Consider the following 20,129-nt stretch of genomic DNA (forward strand, 5'->3'; position numbering starts at 1 on the left):
GTGCTTTTGTCCGTGTTATAACATTTCGTTAAGACACCAACAAATCAAATTGTGGTGCCCGGAGGCGGAATCGAACCACCGACACGAGGATTTTCAATCCTCTGCTCTACCGACTGAGCTATCCGGGCGACGGAGCGCTATTAAACGGATTTTCCCGCTTTGCGTCAACCACTTTTTTTAAATAATTTCAAAAAAGTGCTTGTTCGAACGCTTTTTATTCAACTGTCACTACAAAGTTTGCTTTGAGTTAAATTCCTTTTTGAAATTTGTAACTTTTTCTAGGTAACGACGTGCTTCTGCGTTCGGGTGTTTCTTAGTTAGTGCCCAATAAACTTGGTTGGGTTGCAACGAATTAAGATCTTGCATTGCGCGTTTGCGATCGCTGCGATGGAATGTGTTTAAAACACCTCCAGTACCGCCATTGTAAGCGGAAATCATACTGTACTCGAGAGAGGTAGGGTGATGGACTTCTCTTAAATAACGATTTTTTAAGATGTAGAAATACGCAGTACCGGTATCGATGTTGTTTTCTGGATTAAACAAATATTCAGGGCTTGGTTGGCCTGAGCGCTTTTTCACGAGCTTGAATACGTCTCGACCGGCGGTTTTAGGTACAACTTGCATTAAGCCATACGCATTTGCCCAACTTACTGCGTACGGGTTGAAGCTGCTCTCGGTTTTAATAATGGCGTATATCAAATCTTCTGGAATATCGTATTTTTTGGAAGCTCGGCGCACGATATCGGCGTATTGGTAGCTGCGTGTTGAAAAATGATCTTCAACCATGGGGATTTCGACGTAATACGCTTTCTTGAAATCAACGTCTTTGGTCTTGATCTTGTTTGCGATGAGATACTCCGCAAATCGGTTTGCCCGCCAAGACCACTGAATTGGCTTATTGTCTTGATCGACAACTTGTTTATACAGAAATGGTTGCCCTTCTAACGTGATTCCTTTTGAGGAGAACAAGTCGACGTGAGCTGGATCGTCTGGCGTGAGTAAGGTAGTGACAATCGCCTCTTTGAGGTGCTTTTGGGGCTCGGTCGGTGATACGGTTTCAATCGTGATCACGCCTTTGCGAAAGTCGACCTCGGCACGGCTAAGGTAGTTATCGATATATTTGACGTAATTACTTTTGCCTGCGTACTTAATTTCTTTTTTACCCCAGCGCTTTTGAATATTACCAGAGAAACTATTGATCAGGGCATCTAACGCGGCGGTATCTTTTTCAAATTGTCCAGGTAGCTCAGCTAAGTTATTGGCAAAACGGTTTGTGGGCTCGTAGTTGACGTCATAAATCTTTTCGACGAATTCACGGCTACAGCCAGCCATTAAAAGTGCGGCAGCAATAAAGACAATTTTTTTCATAAGTATCAGGGCTATTGAAGGTAATAGAAAAATGACACCACAAGTGGTTGTGATGTCATTGTTTTAACTCAAGCGACTTTATTCGCTCGGCGGTGTGTAACCTTCGATATGAACGTCTTTTCCTTCAAAGAGGAAGTTTACCATTTCTGTTTCGATCAGTTTTCGGTGCTCTGGATCCATCATGTTGAGTTTCTTTTCGTTGATCAACATGGTTTGTTTGTGTTGCCACTGAGCCCACGCTTCTTTCGAGATGTTGTCGAAAATGCGTTTACCTAGTTCACCAGGGTAAAGTTGAAAGTCTAGACCTTCGCCTTCTTTTTTTAGTCGAGCACAAAATACAGTGCGGCTCATAATGACTCCTTGTATTCAATTAACGAAGTTCGTGGGGTAGCGCTTCCAGCAATAGTTTTACTGGCGCGGCTAAACCGACTTCTTCAGGTTTAGATAAGTTATACCAAAGACCTTTGTTGCCTTCCATTATCACGTCCGGTTGCTTTGATAAATCAATCAAAATTGGCGTGATATCGAGGTGGTAATGGCTAAAGGTATGGCGAAAGGTAATCAGTGTTTGCTGCTGCTTGATATTGCTGGTTTGAATGCCACGTTGATCCAGTAGCAATTCAATGTCGCTTTCTACATCTACATGTTCGGTTTGTGGGAAGCAAAATAAGCCACCCCAAATGCCTGTTTGTGGTCTTTGTTCTAACCACACTTCATGACCATTTTCGGTGTTGTGATGAAGCATTACAAAACGAGTTTGCTTGATTGGCTTGTCTTTTTTCGGTTTTTTACCCGGGTAGTCGAGCACATTGCCTTGTTGTTTTGCCACACACAGATCCGCAACAGGGCAGAGGCTACATTTGGGTTTGCTGCGTGTGCAGACCATCGCGCCCATGTCCATCATTGCCTGGTTATACTTATCTACGTCCGTTTGTGGGGTATGCGTTTCGGCAATTTCCCACAGCTGGTTTTCAACCTTTTTTTGTCCTGGCCATCCTTCGACTGCGAAACAGCGGGATAGGGTGCGCTTCACGTTGCCATCAAGAATCGCATGTGGTTGTTTATACACAGACGATAAAACGGCGGCTGCGGTAGAGCGGCCAATCCCCGGTAAGGCGTTCATTTTCTCTATATCAAGAGGAAACTCACCATTGTATGTAGAGGCGACCTCTTGTGCTGCTTTGTGAAGGTTACGGGCTCGGGCGTAATACCCTAAGCCAGTCCAAAGGTGCAGGACTTCATCTTGCTCAGCATTGGCAAGATCGAGCACGGTTGGAAAACGCTCTAAGAAACGTTGGTAATACGGAATAACCGTAGTGACCTGAGTTTGCTGAAGCATGATTTCAGACAACCAGACACTGTATGCGGTCTTATTTTGTTGCCACGGAAGATCTTTTCTTCCATATGCGTCATACCATTCTAGGATGGCATTGGCGAAAGGTGTCACGACTTGCTCTGTATTCTATTATTGGTTAGGTGCAAAATTGCACCACATAATGGGCAAGAAGTACAACGGATAAACAGTAGGGATATAAAGAGGTGTGCTATTGCTTTTGGGCTGCCATAGGCCAAGAGCTCAACAAATACTTGCACCTCAGTAAATTCTTTGGATAATCCCCGCTTTGATTAATCAATGTGCAGGCAAAATCAATGAGTGAAGTAACCACTAACGAATACAACGAAGACGGAAAGCTGATCCGCAAAATCCGCAGCTTTGTGCGCCGTGAAGGGCGTTTGACTAAAGGTCAAGAGAGCGCGATGAATGAATGCTGGCCAACGATGGGTATTGACTTCAAAGCTGAACTTCTCGATTGGAAAGCAGTGTTTGGCAACGATAACCCAGTAGTGCTTGAGATCGGTTTTGGTATGGGTGCTTCATTGGTTGAAATGGCAAAGAATGCACCAGAGAAGAACTTCATTGGTATCGAAGTACACAGCCCGGGTGTTGGTGCTTGTCTTGCGGATGCGCGTGAGGCGGGAGTTACTAACCTGCGTGTGATGTGCCATGACGCAGTGGAAGTGTTTGAGCATATGATTCCAAACGGCAGCCTATCGACACTGCAGTTGTTCTTCCCAGACCCTTGGCACAAGAAACGTCACCACAAGCGTCGCATTGTTCAATTAGGTTTTGCTGAAATGGTTCGTGAGAAGCTGATCCCTAATGAAGGTGTTTTCCACATGGCGACAGACTGGGAAAACTACGCAGAGCACATGATTGAAGTTATGAACCAAGCGCCAGGTTTCGAAAACATTGCTAAAGATGGTGATTTCGTTCCTCGTCCAGACGACCGTCCTTTAACGAAGTTTGAAGCTCGTGGTCACCGTCTTGGTCACGGTGTGTGGGATATCAAATATAAGCGTATCGCGTAACTAGAGGAGTTCATGGGATGTACCATTACGCGATATTAGCGAATCCGGGTCATAACCGAATTTACTTTGATAGCGCAATGACCATTGCCTGTTCAGAGCTAAAAGCAATTTTAGCTTCACAAGGCGTGGATGTGACAGAAATTGGTAGTAAAGAGGTTGGCTTACCTGCAGCGTTGGTGTTTTCTTGTCAGGAAGCTCTAAGCGATGAGCAGACGCGAAGAATCGCAGCCTCTTCGATTTACTATGCACTATTTGAAGTGCGCGAAGATGGTTTACTTCGACCAATTCAAGCGCCAGCGTTCAATACTTTCCCGGAAAGCATGAGTCAGATTCTGCGTTATACCGGGAAAACAAACGAGCAGTTTACTCGCTTGATGGTGAATATCGGCATTAGTGCGTCCAATACGGGAAGTGAGCAGCTGACCTTAATGGATCCAATGTGTGGTAAAGGTACAACCTTGTTTGAAGGCTTGATCCATGGTTTGAACGTGGTGGGGGTAGAGATCAATGCCAAGTGGGTGCAAGAGATCCAGACCTTTATCGTTAAGTTCATGAAGAATGGCCGCTTTAAGCACAAAGTGAGCAAAGAAAAGCGCACTGCGGGTGGCAAGAAAGTGGCGGATGGTTTCGTGGTTGAAGCTGCAGCAAATAAAGAAGATTACAACCAAGGCAATCTTCAGTTTATGAAGCTGTATTCGGCTGATACTCGTATCGCTGATCAAGTCGTGAAAAAGAACTCAGTTGATGTGATGGTGTCTGATCTGCCTTATGGTGTGCAGCACGGCAGCAAAAATGCCAAGGACAGCAAACTGAACCGCAGCCCACTAGAGCTTTTAAAAGAGGCTCTGCCTGCATGGAAAGTGGTACTGAAAAAACAAGGTTCAGTGGTGTTGTCTTTCAATGAATTTACGTTGAAATGGAAAGACGTCGCGGCATTATTTGAAGAGCAAGGTTGGAAGGTACTTTCAGAAGAGCCTTACATCGGTTATCTTCACCGTGTTGATCAATCTATCAACCGCAATATTATTGTGGCAGTAAAACCATAATCGACTTGAGTCGAACGAACCCTATGGAAAAGCCAACGACACGTTGGCTTTTTTTACCTCTGAGCTCAACGAGTTCTCTTGTAAATAGAAGGTAGAGAATGAAACCGACAGTGGAAATTTTGACAGATATTTTGGCGGAAGTGCGCCCTTTAATCGGCCAAGGCAAAGTGGCTGATTACATTCCTGCTCTGGCAAAAGTACCCAGCAACAAGTTAGGTATTGCGGTATACACCAACGAAGGTGAGGTTATTAAGGCGGGCGATGCCGATGAACCTTTCTCTATCCAATCTATTTCAAAAGCATTGAGCTTGACGTTAGCGATGTGCTTGTACAAGCAAGAAGAAATTTGGTCTCGAGTGGGAAAAGAGCCTTCGGGGCAGGCATTTAACTCGCTAATCCAGCTAGAAATGGAGCAAGGTATTCCTCGCAATCCTTTTATTAATGCTGGAGCGATAGTTGTGGCGGATCTGTTGCAAACTCGCTTATCTGCACCTCGTCAGCGTCTGTTGGAGTTTGTACGTCAGCTTTCTGGTGATACCCATATTGTGTATGACAAAGTCGTTGCGGCATCCGAAATGATGCATGGTGATCGTAATGCGGCGATTGCATATCTCATGCGTTCGTTTGGCAACTTCGAAAATGAAGTGATTCCAGTACTACAAAACTACTTCCACGCTTGTGCGCTGAAGATGAGTTGCGTCGATTTGGCTAAAACGTTTAGCTATTTAGCAAACAAGGGCACATCGGTACAAACGGGTAAGCCTGTAGTTTCTCCTGTGCAAACCAAACAACTTAATGCACTGTTAGCAACGTGTGGCTTGTATGATGGCGCGGGCGAGTTTGCTTATCGCGTTGGTATGCCTGGTAAGTCTGGTGTTGGTGGTGGCATTATCGCGGTAGTACCTGGTGAAATGACCATTGCAGTATGGTCTCCAGAGCTTGACCCTTCAGGTAACTCCCTTGCTGGTACTAAGGCGCTTGAATTGCTATCGGAGCGAATTGGCCGTTCGATTTTCTAATGTTGAATGTTCTATATAAAAAGCCTCTCAATTGAGAGGCTTTTTTGTTTTTGGGCTGCGTTACTCTTCGCTTTCTTCGGCCATAAAGGCTTCGAGCAAGTCATTAAGGAAGAGCTTCCCTTTTTCAGTAATTTGCCAATGAGGGGCGGTTTCACTCAAGTAGCCCATTTCTAACGCCCAATCAATCGTTTCTTGAATCGTACTGAGCGGCAAGCCTGTGGTGTCCACGTAATCTTGCTTCGGGCATGCTTCCATTAAGCGGAATCGGTTCATAAAGAACTCGAATGGACGATCTTCATCCGCGACGACATGTTCCGTATGCAGATAAGGTTTGACCATATTTTGATAAGCCGCTAAATAGCCACGCGGGTGTTTTACCTTTGTCGTTCGAATAATACGTCCGTCGGTAAAACTGAGTTTGCCATGAGAGCCACAACCGATACCAAGGTAATCGCCAAAGCGCCAGTAGTTGAGGTTGTGCTGACACTGATAGCCCGGCTTGCTGTAACCCGAGATTTCATATTGCACATAACCCGCTGCTGAAAGTTTTTGGTGTCCGAGCTCGAAAATATCCCACAAGTCATCATCGTCAGGTAGCGTTGGTGGCTTGTAGTAAAACATGGTGTTTGGTTCGATGGTCAGCTGATACCAAGACAAGTGCGGCGGTGCCAACTCAATCGCTTTTTCCAAATCTGCCAAGGCTTGTTCGATGCTTTGATCAGGTAAGCCGTGCATGAGATCGAGGTTAAAGCTGTTCAAACCGATTTGGTGCGCCAGCTTAGCAGCATTGACGGCTTCGTCTTGGCCGTGAATGCGCCCCAAACGCTCAAGCTTATGTTGCTCAAAGCTTTGCACGCCGATAGAGATACGCGTTACACCAGCTTTGCGGTAGCCAACAAAACGCTCTGCTTCGATGGTACCTGGGTTCGCTTCCATGGTGATTTCGATTTCAGGCTTGAACGGAATACGCGCTTCAATGCCCTTAAGTAGACGCTCGATGCCTTCTGCCGAAATCAAACTCGGCGTACCACCACCAATGAAGATTGAATGCAGTGGACGTGGCGCTTCGTTAAGGCGGTATTTCTGAATGTCAGTATCCAAATCTTCTAGAAGGGCACTGATGTACTCTTCTTCTGGAATCTCGGTTTTGAGCGCGTGAGAGTTAAAGTCGCAATACGGGCACTTTTGTACACACCAAGGGATGTGTACATACAAGCTGAGTGCTGGGGGCGTTAACATGGTCTAATTCGCTCGTGATTACTGAGACACTTGCTCAGATAGTTGAGCAAACAACGACTGGAGCGCTTTACCGCGGTGAGACAGTTGTTTCTTACGTGCAGGTTCAAGTTCGGCTGACGCACAGTTGTCTTCAGGAACAAAGAAGATTGGGTCGTAGCCAAAGCCATTTTCACCGTGCGCTTCAGTTAGAATGCGGCCTTCCCATTTTCCGTGGCAGACGATAGGCGTTGGGTCGTTCTCGTGGCGCATGAGGACTAATACGCAGTGGAAACGTGCTGTACGTTCTGCTTCTGGTACGCCTTCCATTGCCGATAGCAATTTTTCTAGATTCTCTTGATCAGATGCGTTCTCGCCTGCGTAACGTGCAGAGTAAATGCCCGGAGCGCCTTTTAAGAAATCGACTTCTAAGCCAGAGTCATCTGCAATCGCAGGAAGCCCTGTTTCTTGTGCGGCATGGCGAGCTTTGATGATCGCGTTTTCAATGAAGGTTGTACCCGTTTCTGCTACTTCCGATACATTGAATTCACTTTGCGCTAATACTTCAAAACCGAAGTCAGACAATAAATCTGCCATTTCACGAACTTTGCCTTGGTTACCGGTTGCTAGCACAATTTTTTTCATGGGAATCTCTTTTAATAGTGATAGAGGAGAACAAATCGTTCTCCTCTAGATATTCTTTAACTAATAAGTGGTTTTTAGCCTGCTTAGATCCAAAAGCTTTTGGATCATCACAACCCAATTACTCTTCAACATAAAACTTCTGGGTGAATTTAAGCTTACCTGAGCCTTTGTTTCCAGCTTTTACGTCAATATCGAAAGTAAAAGTTTCTTCGTGGGTAATTGGCAGTTCGGCTAAATAGTATATCGCATTGCCTTCTTTGACTTCACGAAAGGACAAGGTCTGAGTTTGGCCGATGAGGTTTTTCGCGCGTCCAGCAATTTTTGCTTCTAATGCAGGTTTACCCAATGAAGCTCTATCTAGCACGCTAATATTAACCACAGCGAGGTATCCATTACGCTTGATATCGTAGCTACGTGCGACTTTCGGTGTTAAGAATGTCGAGTTAAACGCGACATAGTGTACTTCGATATCTTTCATATTTTTAAACTGATCGGCGAAGCTTGGTAACGACAATAGGCTGATCAGTAATGCGGTAATCCATTTGCTCATTGTTACTTCCTCAAAGCACTTGTTATAAAACAACCATAGCCGCAATTTTACCTTGGTCACGGGGTAAAAATGCGAACTCAGTCATTGGTACTAGTAAGTGTGGTACAAAATTGTAAATAAAAAGCCATCATAAGATGGCTTTAATTTCTGTCGGTATCTGGGTAGGTGATTCTATCCGAATTTGTTTGTGCCGTCCTAATTCACCTTTTTCTATGTGAACCAAACCCTTAGCGATTTTAAACTGCTTGGCTAAGAACTTAGTTAGGTGCGCATTAGCTTTGCCATCGACAGGTGGAGCAGTAATGGCGATTTTGAGCTCTTCACCATGCAAGCCAACAATTTTATCGCGGCTTGCTTTAGGTTGAATATAGAGCTTTAGGATGATGTCCTCGCCATCTTGCCAAACTGCGGCTGACATTATAACTGGAACCAAATTGGACCAATGATATCACCCATCAAGAAGTTCGCGAACTGCAAGCCGATAAACAGCACCAGTACGCTCAAATCAAGACCACCAATAGCCGGAATAATACGACGGATTGGTGCGCACATTGGCTCGGTTAATTGATGGAATACGTACTCGATAGGGCTGCGACCTTGGCTTACCCAGCTCAAAATTGCACGGATCAATAGTACCCAGAACAGCAGACCTCCAGCGGCTTTGATTAATGATAACAAGCCCAAGAACAAGAAATCAGCGCTGAAAGAGACGGAACCGTTCGAAGCTATCAGGATCAGAACGACAAATTTAAGCACACACAACACGTAGGCAAACAACACTGTTGCTAGGTCAATATTCCCCACGGAAGGGATAATGCGGCGCAGTGGACCAATGACCGGCTGAGTCGCTTTTACTATGAATTGCGAGAATGGGTTGTAGAAGTCTGCGCGTGCAGCTTGCAACCAAATTCGCAAAATTACGACCATGATGTACAGGTCAAATAGGGTTGAGATGAGAAAACTCATTGAATTCATAAGGTACCCTTAACAAGTGATGGATGATACTAAACGGAGTTCATCCAAATAATTAAAACAGTTTTTCCATTTCTTCCGCGCGAGCCACAGCAGCTTGCATGGCTTTAGCAACAATATCTGAAAGTTGATGTTCGTTGAATGTACGCAGTGCTTCTGCCGTTGTCCCACCTTTCGATGTCACGTTCTCACGCAGGGTCGATAGCTCAGTTTCTGGGTTGCTAACCACCATACTGGCCGCGCCCAATGCAGCTTGCTGAACCAATAGTCGAGCGGTGTCTTTATCAAAACCTTGAGCAATCGCTTCTGCTTGCATCGCCTCCATAAACAGGAAGAAGTATGCCGGAGCACTGCCTGCTGCGGCAATCACATTATTGATGCCAGACTCTTGCTCAACCCAACATACTTTACCGACCGCTTCCATTAACTCTGCAGCAAAAGCTTTGTCTTGCTCAGTTACATGGGCTGGTGCGAATAAACCACTCATGCCCAACCCAAGTTGTGATGGCGTATTTGGCATAACACGAACCAAGTTCAATTTGGTGGCTAGCATATCATCCAATCGTGAACAGTTGATGCCAGCGGCAATAGAAATCACCAGTTTATTAGTGAAATCGATCGCTTGCAGTGGTTTACAAACATCAGCCATCATTTGCGGTTTCACAGACAATACCACCACATCCGCTTCGGTCGCAGCTTGGATGTTATCGCTGGTGGTACGGATGCCAAAATCTTGTTCTAGCGGAAGACGGCGTGCCTCTGAAGGCGCTGTCGCGGTAATGTTTTGCGCTGGGTATCCGTTAGCAACCAAGCCAGAAACAATGGCTCTCACCATGTTGCCAGCACCAATGAAGGCGATTTTTTTATGTTCCATTTGTCTGATTTCCATCATGATATTTAGAGTTTGTTGTGCGCTCAGGTGTATAATGGCGCCGCTGTTACTTACTGCTCCTATTGGCGAGTAAGATGATTGCGCGATTTACTCTTTAATTTAACGACGAATTTATGTCGCTAGTGAGCGTTTTGTTGATTTAGCTGTAGTCTCGCGCGCCGAAAATAGCGGTTCCAATACGAACCATTGTACTACCAGCTTCGATTGCAGCGGTCATATCACCACTCATTCCCATTGATAATGTATCGATTTCTGGGAACTGAGCTTCGAGTGTTTGCTTCAATGTGGCCAACTTCTGAAACTCATGAAGCTGTGATTCGTAGTCAGACACGTTGGCAGGAATCGACATCAACCCTCTTAAAGTGAGGTTGGGTAGGCGAGAAATCAACTCCGCCAGCTCGAATACTTCCGCTTCGGTGACACCAGACTTAGATGCTTCACCACTGGTGTTAACCTGAATCAGAACTTGTAGCGGTTTAAGTTCGCTTGGACGCTGATCATTCAGGCGTTGAGCAATCTTGGTTCGATCGATGGTGTGAACCCAATCGAAATGTTCGGCAACAAGTCGCGATTTATTCGACTGAATCGGGCCAATGAAGTGCCATTCGATTCGATTATCTGGATAATGCTCGGCAAAGTGCTGAACTTTACTGACGCCCTCTTGGACGTAGTTTTCACCAAAGGCGGTTTGTCCCGCTTGGTGGGCTTCGAGAATTGCCTCGACAGGTTTAGTTTTGCTTACCGCTAGAAGTTGCACTGACTCTGGAGTTCGACCACATTTTTGTTCGTCATATCGAATTTGAGAGGTGATATGTTCAATATTTTGTTGAATACTACTCATAGCTGTACTTTAGACTTAAGGATTTTAAATGGATATCACTGAGTTACTGGATTTTAGTGTAAAACATAATGCCTCAGATCTACATCTTTCTGCAGGTGTCCCACCAATGGTTCGTATTGATGGGGATGTGAGAAAACTAGGCATTCCAGCGTTTACACACCAAGAAGTGCATCGTTTGGTTTTCGAAATCATGAACGATGCCCAACGCAGTGAGTTCGAAGAAAAACTCGAAGTCGACTTCTCTTTTGAGTTGCATAACGTTGGTCGTTTCCGTGTCAACGCTTTCAACCAATCTCGTGGCTGTGCGGCAGTATTCCGTACCATTCCAAGTAGCATTCCAACTTTGGAAGAGCTGGAAGCTCCCGAGATCTTCAAAAAAATTGCGAACGCTGAAAAAGGCTTAGTTCTGGTTACTGGCCCAACAGGTTCTGGTAAATCGACGACCTTAGCAGCCATTGTTGACTACATTAACCGTAATCACAACAAGCACGTACTCACAATTGAAGATCCGATTGAATTTGTTCACAACAACAATAAATGTTTGATCAACCAGCGTGAAGTACACCGTGATACGCATAGTTTCCAAAACGCACTGCGCAGCGCATTACGTGAAGACCCGGATGTCATTCTGGTTGGTGAGATGCGTGACAAAGAAACCATCAGCCTTGCGTTAACGGCAGCGGAAACGGGGCACTTAGTGTTCGGCACGTTACACACCAGCTCGGCGGCAAAAACCATTGACCGTATTATCGATGTGTTCCCTGGTAGTGATAAAGATATGGTGCGCTCGATGCTTTCTGAATCCCTTCGTTCGGTTATCGCACAAAAATTATTGAAACGTAATGGTGGTGGCCGTATTGCATGCCATGAAATCATGATGGCAACGCCTGCGATTCGTAACTTGATCCGTGAAGACAAAGTCGCGCAGATGTATTCGATCATTCAAACTGGTGCGGCTCACGGCATGCAAACCATGGAGCAAAATGCTCGTCAGTTAATGGCACAAGGTATGGTCGCTCGTGAAGAGGTCGATAGTAAGATCGGGTTAGAAGTGCAGCAATTCTCGTAACGTTCATACAGATAATGGTGAATACGGAAGATGGATCTAAATAAATTTCTCGAAGGTATGCTGGCGCTGAAAGCGTCGGATCTGTACATCACGGTTGGTGCGCCAATTTTGTTTCGCGTGGATGGCGAATTGCGACCTCAAGGTGAAAAACTCACCGAGAGTGATGTGGCGGCATTACTCGACAGTGCTATGGAGCCAGATCGGCGTCAGGAATTTCGTAAAAGTCGTGAATCGAATTTTGCCATTGTGAGAGATTGTGGCCGCTTCCGTGTTAGTGCTTTTTTTCAACGGGAATTACCGGGTGCGGTGATTCGTCGTATTGAAACCAATATTCCCACCTTTGAGCAATTAAAGTTACCGTTAGTGTTGCAAGATTTAGCGATAGCCAAGCGTGGTTTGGTGCTGGTGGTTGGTGCTACTGGGTCAGGTAAGTCCACCACAATGGCGGCAATGACGGGCTATCGAAACAGCAACAAGACGGGGCACATTTTGACGGTCGAAGATCCGATCGAATTCGTGCATGAGCATAAGCGCTGTATCGTGACTCAACGCGAAGTTGGGTTAGATACGGAAAGCTATGAAGTTGCGCTTAAAAACTCGCTGCGTCAAGCGCCAGATATGATTTTGATTGGCGAGATCCGTAGCCGTGAAACAATGGAATACGCGATGACCTTCGCCGAAACGGGCCATTTGTGTATGGCAACGTTGCACGCCAACAATGCCAACCAAGCTTTAGAGCGCATTCTTCACTTGGTACCGAAAGATCAAAAAGAACAATTCTTGTTTGATTTGTCGATGAACCTAAAAGGTGTGGTTGGTCAGCAGCTGATCCGAGATAAGAATGGGCAGGGGCGTCATGGTGTGTTTGAGATCTTGCTAAATAGCCCACGTGTGTCGGATTTGATCCGTCGCGGAGATTTGCATGAGTTGAAGTCAACCATGGCTCGCTCAAATGAGTTTGGTATGCTGACGTTCGATCAATCTCTTTATAAGTTGGTGATGCAAGGTAAGATCAGCGAAGAGGACGCGCTGCACAGTGCCGATTCGGCGAATGATTTGCGCTTGATGTTGAAAACACAGCGTGGCGAAGCATTCTCTACGGGCAGTCTTGCTAACGTTAAGATCGATATGGATTAAGCGTGTTTAGACGAAAAAAGGTTGGCACTTGCCAACCTTTTCTTGTTTTGAGTATTGTGTTTTATTCACCCCAGAGGGCTTCAAACCAGCTTTCTAGAATCACCACCGCTGACTGGCAGTCCACATTCCCTTTCGATAGGGCTTTGTAGCCGCCCATGCTGAACAACTCCGCACGAGCTTCTGCTGTAGATAAACGCTCATCATGCAGTTCAACAGGTAAGCCGTATCGGCCTTGCAGACGCTTAGCAAATTTTCGTGCACGAGGGGTTATGGTCTCAAGGTCTTTGCCATGAAGATCAGTTGGTAAACCGACCACTAGCAAATCTGGCTGCCACTCTTTGATTTGCTTTTCGATATCGTCCCAATTTGGAATACCGTCATTGGCTTTAAAGGCTTTTAATGGGGAAGCTGTACCAGTAATTTCTTGGCCAATAGCGCTACCAATGCTTTTGGTTCCAAAGTCAAAAGCCATAATTGTGCGTGACATAAGGTGTCTCTATCTAATGTAACTGTATTTCGGACTAAGCATGTCCAGAGTCTGCTGAAAGATGACTGGGGTCGATGCCCAGCTTTTCGACCGCTTTCTTCCAACGCTCGTTGATTGGTGTATTAAAGATAATTTCAGGCGTCGCTTCAATGGTGAGCCAAGAGTTTTCGACCAGCTCATTTTCTAATTGGCCTGCACTCCAACCTGAGTAGCCAAGTGCCACTAAGTAATCACTTGGTTCTGCTTCTGTTCCTAACACCGAAAGAATATCACGTGAAGTGGTTACCGCGAGGTCATCGGTCATTTGAACGCTGGACTCGTAGTAATCTTTAGGTTTATGCAGAATAAAACCACGATCTTCCGAGATTGGGCCGCCATTGTAGACTGGTCTATCTAGGCTGGCTTCAAATAGGCGCGGGTGTACTGGCTGAACTTCCACCTGCTTGAGCATGTTGCCGACGGTGATATCAACAGGAGCATTGATCATCAACCCCATAGCGCCGTCTTCGTTGTGCTCACAAACGTAGATCACGCTGTTTTGAAAGTACGGATCTTTCATCCCAGGCATGGCAACTAAAAAGTGATTTGTGAGATTCATACTCATATTGACCCTTAACTCTCGTAAATGCCCTTAAGCAAACATCATACAGTTTACCATCTAGGTATGTGCATGAGTTTGCTTAAGTTAATGTACTACGCTCTCTATTAACTGTAATACAGTTTGAGTTATTCGCCTTTTACTCGACGCTCAATCGCATCCATCAGTTTGCCAGTGATTGAGATGTCAAAAGCCGCTTCAATTTCACGAATACAGGTTGGGCTGGTGACGTTGATTTCCGTTAGCTTATCGCCAATTACGTCAAGGCCAACAAAGATAAGGCCTTTTTCTTTCAGTGTAGGAGCCACAGTTTGAGCAATCTTAATATCGGTCTCGCTTAGTGGTCGAGCCTCACCTGTGCCACCAGCTGCAAGGTTACCGCGCGTTTCACCTTTTGCAGGAATACGAGCTAGACAGTAAGGCATTGGTTCACCATCTACGACTAAGATACGTTTGTCACCGTTGCTGATATCTGGCACGAAGGTTTGCGCCATTGCGTAGTTTTGACCGTGGTTGGTCAGTGTCTCGATGATTACAGAGACGTTAGGGTCGTTTTCTTTTACGCGGAAGATAGATGCGCCGCCCATACCATCAAGCGGTTTTAGGATGACATCACCATGTTTTTCACGAAACTCTTTAATTTTCTCTGCTTTTCGCGTCACGATTGTCGTTGGTGTCAGCTCAGGGAACCACGCTGTAAACAGTTTTTCATTACAATCACGTAGACTTTGAGGTTTGTTAACGATCAGTGCACCTTGTTCTTCTGCACGCTCAAGGATGTAAGTCGCGTAGATGTATTCTGTGTCAAACGGAGGATCTTTACGCATTAGTACAGCGTCTAGCTCAGACAGTTCGATCGTTTGCTCTGATTTGAACTCGTACCAACCGTTTGGATCTTCTTTTAGTTCCACCACTTTAGTATCTGCAATGGAAACGCCTTGATCGAGATGCAGATCATTCATTTCCATGTAGTGGATTTCATAGCCGCGTCGTTGCGCTTCAAGCATCATGGCAAAGCTAGAGTCTTTTTTGATGTTAATGGACGAAATTGGGTCCATCACAATGCCGAGTTTGATCATTATTTTTCTCCGTTTAACCAAGATCGCCGAAACGAACTTGTAAGGCTGTAATTGCTGTCAGAGCCGCTGTTTCGGTGCGCAGAACGCGAGGGCCGAGTAGCGTTTCTTCAAATTGATATTCTCGAGTCATCTCGATCTCTTCAGACGATAAACCGCCTTCAGGGCCGATCAGTAGGCGCACTTTCTCAACAGGTGTTGGCAGTGTGTTGATTGAGTAGTTAGCACGAGGATGAAGATTGAGCTTTAAGCCATCGTACTCTTCTTTACACCACTCTTCCAAGCTCATAATTGGACGAATTTCTGGAACGACATTGCGTCCACACTGCTCACAGGCACTGATGGCGATTTTTTGCCATTGCGCGAGTTTTTTCTCAAAGCGCTTTTGGTCAAGCTTGACGCCACAACGTTCGGAAATCAGAGGTGTGATGGTATTGACGCCAAGTTCCACTGACTTTTGGATAGTGAACTCCATCTTATCGCCACGTGAAATAACTTGACCAAGGTGCAGGTCTAAAGGGGATTCAATACTGTTTTCTACACGCTCAGTAATGTTAACCAAAACCGTCTTTTTGCTGACTTCACTGATAACCGCTGGGAATTCTGTGCCGCTGCCGTCAAATAGGAGAACGTCTTGGCCTTCTTTCATGCGCAGAACACGGCCAATATGGCCTGCTGCGTCGTCACTTAAAGCAAGTGAGCCAAGTTGATGAATGGTTTCTGGATGATAAATTCGAGGGATACGCATGAGATTTCCAGCAAGAGAATAAACTTAAACCCTAACATGGATGCTTTCCACCGAAAAAACAAGGGGCAAGAAGCGTTTCAATATCAGTTATTGAAACGCTTCAAGGTAGAGGAGCACTAGAGTGCGCGACAGGCTTTTTGAACAAATGGGTTATGATTGCCTTGTACTTTGGCAATGCGCTCGTCACGCTCACATTCCCATTTATCGACTGGGTAGGTTTTGTTCCAAGCACTCATCAACTGCGTTTGCTGTTTTGATAATTTAAAGCCGTACTCTTTGCTCATGTATAAGTAGGTACGAGCAATCGAACCTCGAGCACGGTCTGGTGGCATGACTTTACGCTGCTTAAAGTTCACTTGCATCTCACAGCGACCATAACTCACGCCATCGATACCGTTCCATTGGCTAAAGTTGTAGTTCGAACGGTCACCGTTTACTTCACCAATGGCAGGGGTTAGGTTGTGCAGGTCTGCTTCCATCAAGCGAAAGGTTTTGTCTTTTTTCTTGCAGTTTTTACGTCCGCCATCTTGCCAGCATTGACGCTGGTGGCCAAATTGCCACGCAGGTACAACGTGCTCCCATTCGATTCGTGCGGCCCGCTTTTCCTGTTTACGGACTTGGTAACCGCAAGAGGCTAAATCTGGAGAGCCTTTTTTGCCTTGCCATTGAATGTTGCAGCCACAGTAAAAGCTCGTTGGATGGTCTTGATAAATTTTTACCGCCTCACGTTTGGCGGCAGAGAATGAACTTGGTGGCGCGGCAACCGCAGTGCTAGAAAGCGCGATAAGCAACAGAGAGAATAGGTATTTCATGATTAAAGTCTTTATAAAGTATGACTTTATTCATGATAACACGCATAAAATAGCTTTAGTGATGAGTAAGTTAACAATAAATGGCGAAGGGAAGGTTTTGATAAACTCGATCTTTATTTTGGGAACGCAAGTAACACTATGAGATATAGATTACGATAACTGAACGCCCGTGAAGTTAAGTGGTTGGCGGCATTTTTGACAAGAGTACGTCGCCTCTTTGCGCAGCACTCTATTATGACGGCGAATCGATAGAGGGTAGGTCATACAGCCACAACGATACTCAAAGGTTTTACCTTGAACGGATTTTACTTCAAAGCTGTGAGTGGTTTTGGCTGGTACGTTAAATACGGCTTCCATGACGCCTTTCCATTCTTTGCCATGAGGCCTAACTCGCCCGTAAACCTGATAGGTAATCAGGTGCGCTACCTCATGAGGAATGACTTCATCTAAGAATGCTTGGGTGTTTTCACGAAATAAAACAGGGTTTAGGCGTACTTGATTTAATTGAAGGTAGGCTTTTCCTGCCGCTTTCCCACGGACGTCGAAGGTGATTGTTGGAATCGGGAAAGAACGTTTGAAAGCTTGCTCTGCCATCGCGATGCAGTCCGCCATCACTTGCTTGGCTTTATAGCTTAGTTCTATATCCACAATTCACCTCGATAAATCAAATAAAAAAGCCCCCCGCATTTGCGAGGGCCAGATCATAGCATCAGTTAATTACGGAGTGTGTTTTTTCTTGATGGTGGCATGGTAAGCATGCCATGTACCGTAGCCTAGAATTGGCATGGTAAACAACATTCCGATCCCGTACGTTGCAAAGCCGATAAGAATACCGCCGCAGATGATCGCCGCCCAAACAATCATCGCTGGAATGTTGGATTTCACCGCATTAAAGCTGGTAAATACAGCGGTCATCATATCCACTCGACGCTCCATCATGAGCGGAATAGAAAAGGCTGAAATGCTAAACACCACACAAGCCAAAACAAAGCCAACTAAAGATCCTATGACAAGGAAGGGTAGGAACTCACTTAAAGATGCCCCTTGAACAGAAGGGTAAAGCGCATGAAGTAGAGCGGCAATGCGCATCCAAAATATCATACACACTGCGAGTAACACGGCGAATGCCCATTGAGATGTTGAGTTACGACCGATCGCTTTCATGGAATGGAACAAGCTAGCTTTGTGTCCGCGCTCTCTCTCCCAACTGGCATCATACAAGCCGAGCGCGAGAAACGGACCGATTAACATGTAAACAATCAAACTGGGCATGACGACCAAGTGTGTGCCTTGCCACTGAACGAGCAAAACAATGCCTATGGCAGCTGCCATAAAACAGATGCCATAGAAAGCACTGATGAGGGGCATTCGCACGAAATCATGCAGACCTAATGCGAGCCAATGAAAAGGTGCAGAAAGATTAACCGTATTGCACGGAATGGTTCTGGCGTATTCGTTATCTGGCACTTCCTTTCGCTTGTTGTGGAAGTCCGATGGATTAACAGTTCGAGGCATAACTCCTCCTTGATTTATTCCCACATTATCCGCTTATACCAACTGACAGCGGTTTTTGTTCAGTCAAACTTGAAGCGACTTTTTCAAGCTTACATCTGAGCATTGGCTTAGTTTGGTATCGGCCATAAAGATGCTTGACTCGTGTCTTTCGTAAGTGTTGCTGCCACAGTCACCAGCATCCGACGTCTCTATTTAAATTGGAATTAACAATATTTTAACTATTGGCGGAGATGGGATAATTTACAAATAATTGCTGAAAATTTATTCGGTATAAAAGTGAGGGAGAAACAGGACTGCTTCATGGGGCTGGGCGGTATGAGCTGAAATGGCTGGATAAACGTTGCTGAAAATACAAAGCCCCCGCCATAGGCGAGGGCTTGATTGATTCTTGCTTGGCTTGATTATTTGATGCCAGCGAAATCGCGTAGAAGTGCAGCTTTGTCTGTCGCTTCCCACGGGAATTCTTCACGACCGAAGTGACCGTAAGCCGCTGTCTTCTTGTAGATAGGTTGAAGAAGGTTAAGCATTTCTTGTAGGCCGTATGGACGTAGGTCGAAGAATTGACGAACTGCTTCAATGATGATGTCGTGAGATACTTTCTCAGTACCGAACGTTTCCACCATGATAGACGTTGGATCAGCAACACCGATTGCGTAAGAAAGTTGGATCTCACAACGGTCAGCCATGCCAGCCGCTACGATGTTTTTCGCTACGTAACGTGCTGCGTATGCTGCACTACGGTCAACTTTTGATGGATCTTTACCAGAGAACGCACCGCCACCGTGACGAGCTGCGCCGCCGTAAGTATCTACGATGATCTTACGACCTGTTAGACCACAGTCACCCATAGGACCACCGATTACGAAGCGACCCGTTGGGTTGATGAAGAAGTTTGTTTCTTTGTTGATCCACTCAGAAGGTAGCACTGGTTTAATGATCTCTTCCATTACCGCTTCACGCAGGTCTGAAGTTGAGATTGAATCACAGTGTTGAGTTGAAAGAACAACCGCGTCGATACCAACGATGTTACCTTGATCGTATTGGAATGTTACCTGAGATTTTGCATCAGGACGCAACCAAGGTAGTGTGCCGTTTTTACGAACTTCTGCTTGCTTTTGAACAAGACGGTGAGAGTAAGTAATTGGCGCTGGCATTAGTACTTCAGTTTCGTTACAAGCGTAACCAAACATGATGCCTTGGTCGCCTGCACCTTGTTCTTTAGGGTCAGCTTTATCAACACCTTGGTTGATATCTGGCGACTGTTTACCGATTGTGTTTAGTACCGCACAAGAATCTGCGTCAAAGCCCATATCTGAATGTACGTAGCCGATTTCACGAACGGTTTCACGAGTTAACTCTTCGATGTCTACCCATGCTGAAGTCGTGATTTCACCACCCACCATTACCATACCGGTTTTAACGTAAGTCTCACATGCAACACGAGCCTTTGGATCTTGCTCTAGAATCGCGTCAAGAACCGCATCAGAAATCTGGTCTGCAATTTTATCTGGATGACCTTCTGATACTGACTCAGAAGTAAACAGGTGCTTAGCCATGTTAGCTCCACTATATCTGGTTTAAAACTGGGGAATGATAAACTCTCCAGCGCAAATTAATACTAATTTTTGTAGGTGTATCTACATCTAGACGTCTATTCTAAATTTGATTGCTCGAATTACAAGCTCTTTTTTGGTTTTTGTTATAACCAAACGTTTGCCTGATTTATTGATAATTTTAAGAACTTCGAACGATTTGGCGCGAAAGGTGCA

Annotated in this window: 23 protein-coding genes and 1 tRNA gene; 5 read left to right on the plus strand and 19 right to left on the minus strand. The window is 45.4% G+C overall.

Going from position 1 to position 20,129, the window contains the following annotated elements; genetic code table 11:
• Positions 1-52 precede the first annotated feature (52 nt).
• From EX191_RS13350 to mutY, 4 genes are all read right to left on the minus strand, one after another.
• Positions 53-128: transfer RNA gene (locus EX191_RS13350), tRNA-Phe, on the minus strand.
• Between the two features lie 100 nt (positions 129-228).
• Positions 229-1,368: a membrane-bound lytic murein transglycosylase MltC gene (mltC, locus tag EX191_RS13355; protein ID WP_005393998.1), complete on the minus strand. Its 1,140-nt coding sequence runs from the start codon at positions 1,366-1,368 to the stop codon at positions 229-231.
• Between the two features lie 78 nt (positions 1,369-1,446).
• Positions 1,447-1,719, minus strand: coding sequence for an oxidative damage protection protein (locus EX191_RS13360; protein ID WP_005381002.1), 273 nt, complete (start codon positions 1,717-1,719; stop codon positions 1,447-1,449).
• Positions 1,720-1,738: 19 nt separating this feature from the next.
• Positions 1,739-2,815: an A/G-specific adenine glycosylase gene (gene mutY, locus EX191_RS13365; RefSeq protein ID WP_193447893.1), complete on the minus strand. Its 1,077-nt coding sequence runs from the start codon at positions 2,813-2,815 to the stop codon at positions 1,739-1,741.
• Between the two features lie 203 nt (positions 2,816-3,018).
• On the opposite strand from mutY, the gene trmB reads away from it, so the two are divergent.
• The 3 genes from trmB to glsB all read left to right on the plus strand — a co-directional run bounded on the left by trmB (position 3,019) and on the right by glsB (position 5,803).
• Positions 3,019-3,738, plus strand: coding sequence for a tRNA (guanosine(46)-N7)-methyltransferase TrmB (trmB, locus tag EX191_RS13370; RefSeq protein ID WP_193447894.1), 720 nt, complete (start codon positions 3,019-3,021; stop codon positions 3,736-3,738).
• Between the two features lie 17 nt (positions 3,739-3,755).
• Complete coding sequence (locus EX191_RS13375) at positions 3,756-4,784, plus strand: TRM11 family SAM-dependent methyltransferase (protein WP_074191811.1); 1,029 nt, start codon at positions 3,756-3,758, stop codon at positions 4,782-4,784.
• Positions 4,785-4,882: 98 nt separating this feature from the next.
• Positions 4,883-5,803 carry a glutaminase B gene (gene glsB, locus EX191_RS13380; protein WP_005393987.1) on the plus strand — a complete coding sequence of 307 codons (921 nt, stop codon included), beginning with the start codon at positions 4,883-4,885 and terminating at the stop codon, positions 5,801-5,803.
• A 60-nt stretch (positions 5,804-5,863) separates the two neighbouring features.
• Here the strand turns inward: glsB and hemW are convergent, their stop codons facing one another.
• The 7 genes from hemW to EX191_RS13415 form a co-directional block, all read right to left on the minus strand.
• On the minus strand, positions 5,864-7,042 hold the full coding sequence (hemW, locus tag EX191_RS13385; protein ID WP_193447895.1) for a radical SAM family heme chaperone HemW: 1,179 nt from the start codon (positions 7,040-7,042) through the stop codon (positions 5,864-5,866).
• Between the two features lie 18 nt (positions 7,043-7,060).
• Entirely contained in the window at positions 7,061-7,663 is a 603-nt protein-coding gene (locus tag EX191_RS13390; protein ID WP_193447896.1) for an XTP/dITP diphosphatase, read from the minus strand.
• A 118-nt stretch (positions 7,664-7,781) separates the two neighbouring features.
• On the minus strand, positions 7,782-8,213 hold the full coding sequence (locus tag EX191_RS13395) for a DUF4426 domain-containing protein (protein ID WP_005393982.1): 432 nt from the start codon (positions 8,211-8,213) through the stop codon (positions 7,782-7,784).
• Between the two features lie 127 nt (positions 8,214-8,340).
• Positions 8,341-8,631, minus strand: coding sequence for a DUF167 family protein YggU (gene yggU / locus EX191_RS13400; protein WP_005393980.1), 291 nt, complete (start codon positions 8,629-8,631; stop codon positions 8,341-8,343).
• Positions 8,631-9,188 (minus strand): YggT family protein, encoded by a 558-nt coding sequence (locus EX191_RS13405; RefSeq protein WP_012841393.1) that lies wholly within the window; start codon positions 9,186-9,188, stop codon positions 8,631-8,633. Before EX191_RS13405 ends, yggU begins: the two co-directional genes overlap by 1 nt.
• Before the next feature lie 52 nt (positions 9,189-9,240).
• Complete coding sequence (gene proC, locus EX191_RS13410) at positions 9,241-10,059, minus strand: pyrroline-5-carboxylate reductase (protein WP_047008834.1); 819 nt, start codon at positions 10,057-10,059, stop codon at positions 9,241-9,243.
• Positions 10,060-10,216: 157 nt separating this feature from the next.
• A complete protein-coding gene (locus tag EX191_RS13415; protein WP_134648191.1) occupies positions 10,217-10,918 on the minus strand; it encodes a YggS family pyridoxal phosphate-dependent enzyme in 702 nt (233 codons plus the stop codon).
• 28 nt (positions 10,919-10,946) lie between these two features.
• On the opposite strand from EX191_RS13415, the gene EX191_RS13420 reads away from it, so the two are divergent.
• Both EX191_RS13420 and EX191_RS13425 read left to right on the plus strand, forming a co-directional pair.
• On the plus strand, positions 10,947-11,987 hold the full coding sequence (locus EX191_RS13420) for a type IV pilus twitching motility protein PilT (RefSeq protein ID WP_005381015.1): 1,041 nt from the start codon (positions 10,947-10,949) through the stop codon (positions 11,985-11,987).
• Between the two features lie 30 nt (positions 11,988-12,017).
• Complete coding sequence (locus EX191_RS13425; RefSeq protein ID WP_006743091.1) at positions 12,018-13,124, plus strand: PilT/PilU family type 4a pilus ATPase; 1,107 nt, start codon at positions 12,018-12,020, stop codon at positions 13,122-13,124.
• A gap of 61 nt (positions 13,125-13,185) precedes the next feature.
• Here the strand turns inward: EX191_RS13425 and ruvX are convergent, their stop codons facing one another.
• The 8 genes from ruvX to metK form a co-directional block, all read right to left on the minus strand.
• Complete coding sequence (gene ruvX, locus EX191_RS13430; protein ID WP_005381017.1) at positions 13,186-13,611, minus strand: Holliday junction resolvase RuvX; 426 nt, start codon at positions 13,609-13,611, stop codon at positions 13,186-13,188.
• Between the two features lie 34 nt (positions 13,612-13,645).
• The gene (locus tag EX191_RS13435; protein ID WP_005393973.1) at positions 13,646-14,209 is read right to left on the minus strand and encodes a YqgE/AlgH family protein; all 564 of its coding nucleotides are present in this window, start codon (positions 14,207-14,209) and stop codon (positions 13,646-13,648) included.
• 128 nt (positions 14,210-14,337) lie between these two features.
• The gene (gene gshB / locus EX191_RS13440; RefSeq protein ID WP_193447897.1) at positions 14,338-15,288 is read right to left on the minus strand and encodes a glutathione synthase; all 951 of its coding nucleotides are present in this window, start codon (positions 15,286-15,288) and stop codon (positions 14,338-14,340) included.
• Between the two features lie 13 nt (positions 15,289-15,301).
• Positions 15,302-16,033: a 16S rRNA (uracil(1498)-N(3))-methyltransferase gene (gene rsmE / locus EX191_RS13445; protein ID WP_150919465.1), complete on the minus strand. Its 732-nt coding sequence runs from the start codon at positions 16,031-16,033 to the stop codon at positions 15,302-15,304.
• Positions 16,034-16,149: 116 nt separating this feature from the next.
• Positions 16,150-16,845 carry a deoxyribonuclease I gene (gene endA / locus EX191_RS13450; RefSeq protein ID WP_047008832.1) on the minus strand — a complete coding sequence of 232 codons (696 nt, stop codon included), beginning with the start codon at positions 16,843-16,845 and terminating at the stop codon, positions 16,150-16,152.
• A 150-nt stretch (positions 16,846-16,995) separates the two neighbouring features.
• The gene (locus EX191_RS13455; protein ID WP_193447898.1) at positions 16,996-17,493 is read right to left on the minus strand and encodes a SprT family zinc-dependent metalloprotease; all 498 of its coding nucleotides are present in this window, start codon (positions 17,491-17,493) and stop codon (positions 16,996-16,998) included.
• A gap of 69 nt (positions 17,494-17,562) precedes the next feature.
• Positions 17,563-18,360: a DUF2189 domain-containing protein gene (locus EX191_RS13460; RefSeq protein WP_005393959.1), complete on the minus strand. Its 798-nt coding sequence runs from the start codon at positions 18,358-18,360 to the stop codon at positions 17,563-17,565.
• A 401-nt stretch (positions 18,361-18,761) separates the two neighbouring features.
• Positions 18,762-19,916 (minus strand): methionine adenosyltransferase, encoded by a 1,155-nt coding sequence (gene metK, locus EX191_RS13465; RefSeq protein WP_005381027.1) that lies wholly within the window; start codon positions 19,914-19,916, stop codon positions 18,762-18,764.
• Positions 19,917-20,129 lie beyond the last annotated feature (213 nt).

It is taken from the genome of Vibrio chemaguriensis (assembly GCF_012275705.1).
Lineage (GTDB): Bacteria > Pseudomonadota > Gammaproteobacteria > Enterobacterales > Vibrionaceae > Vibrio > Vibrio diabolicus.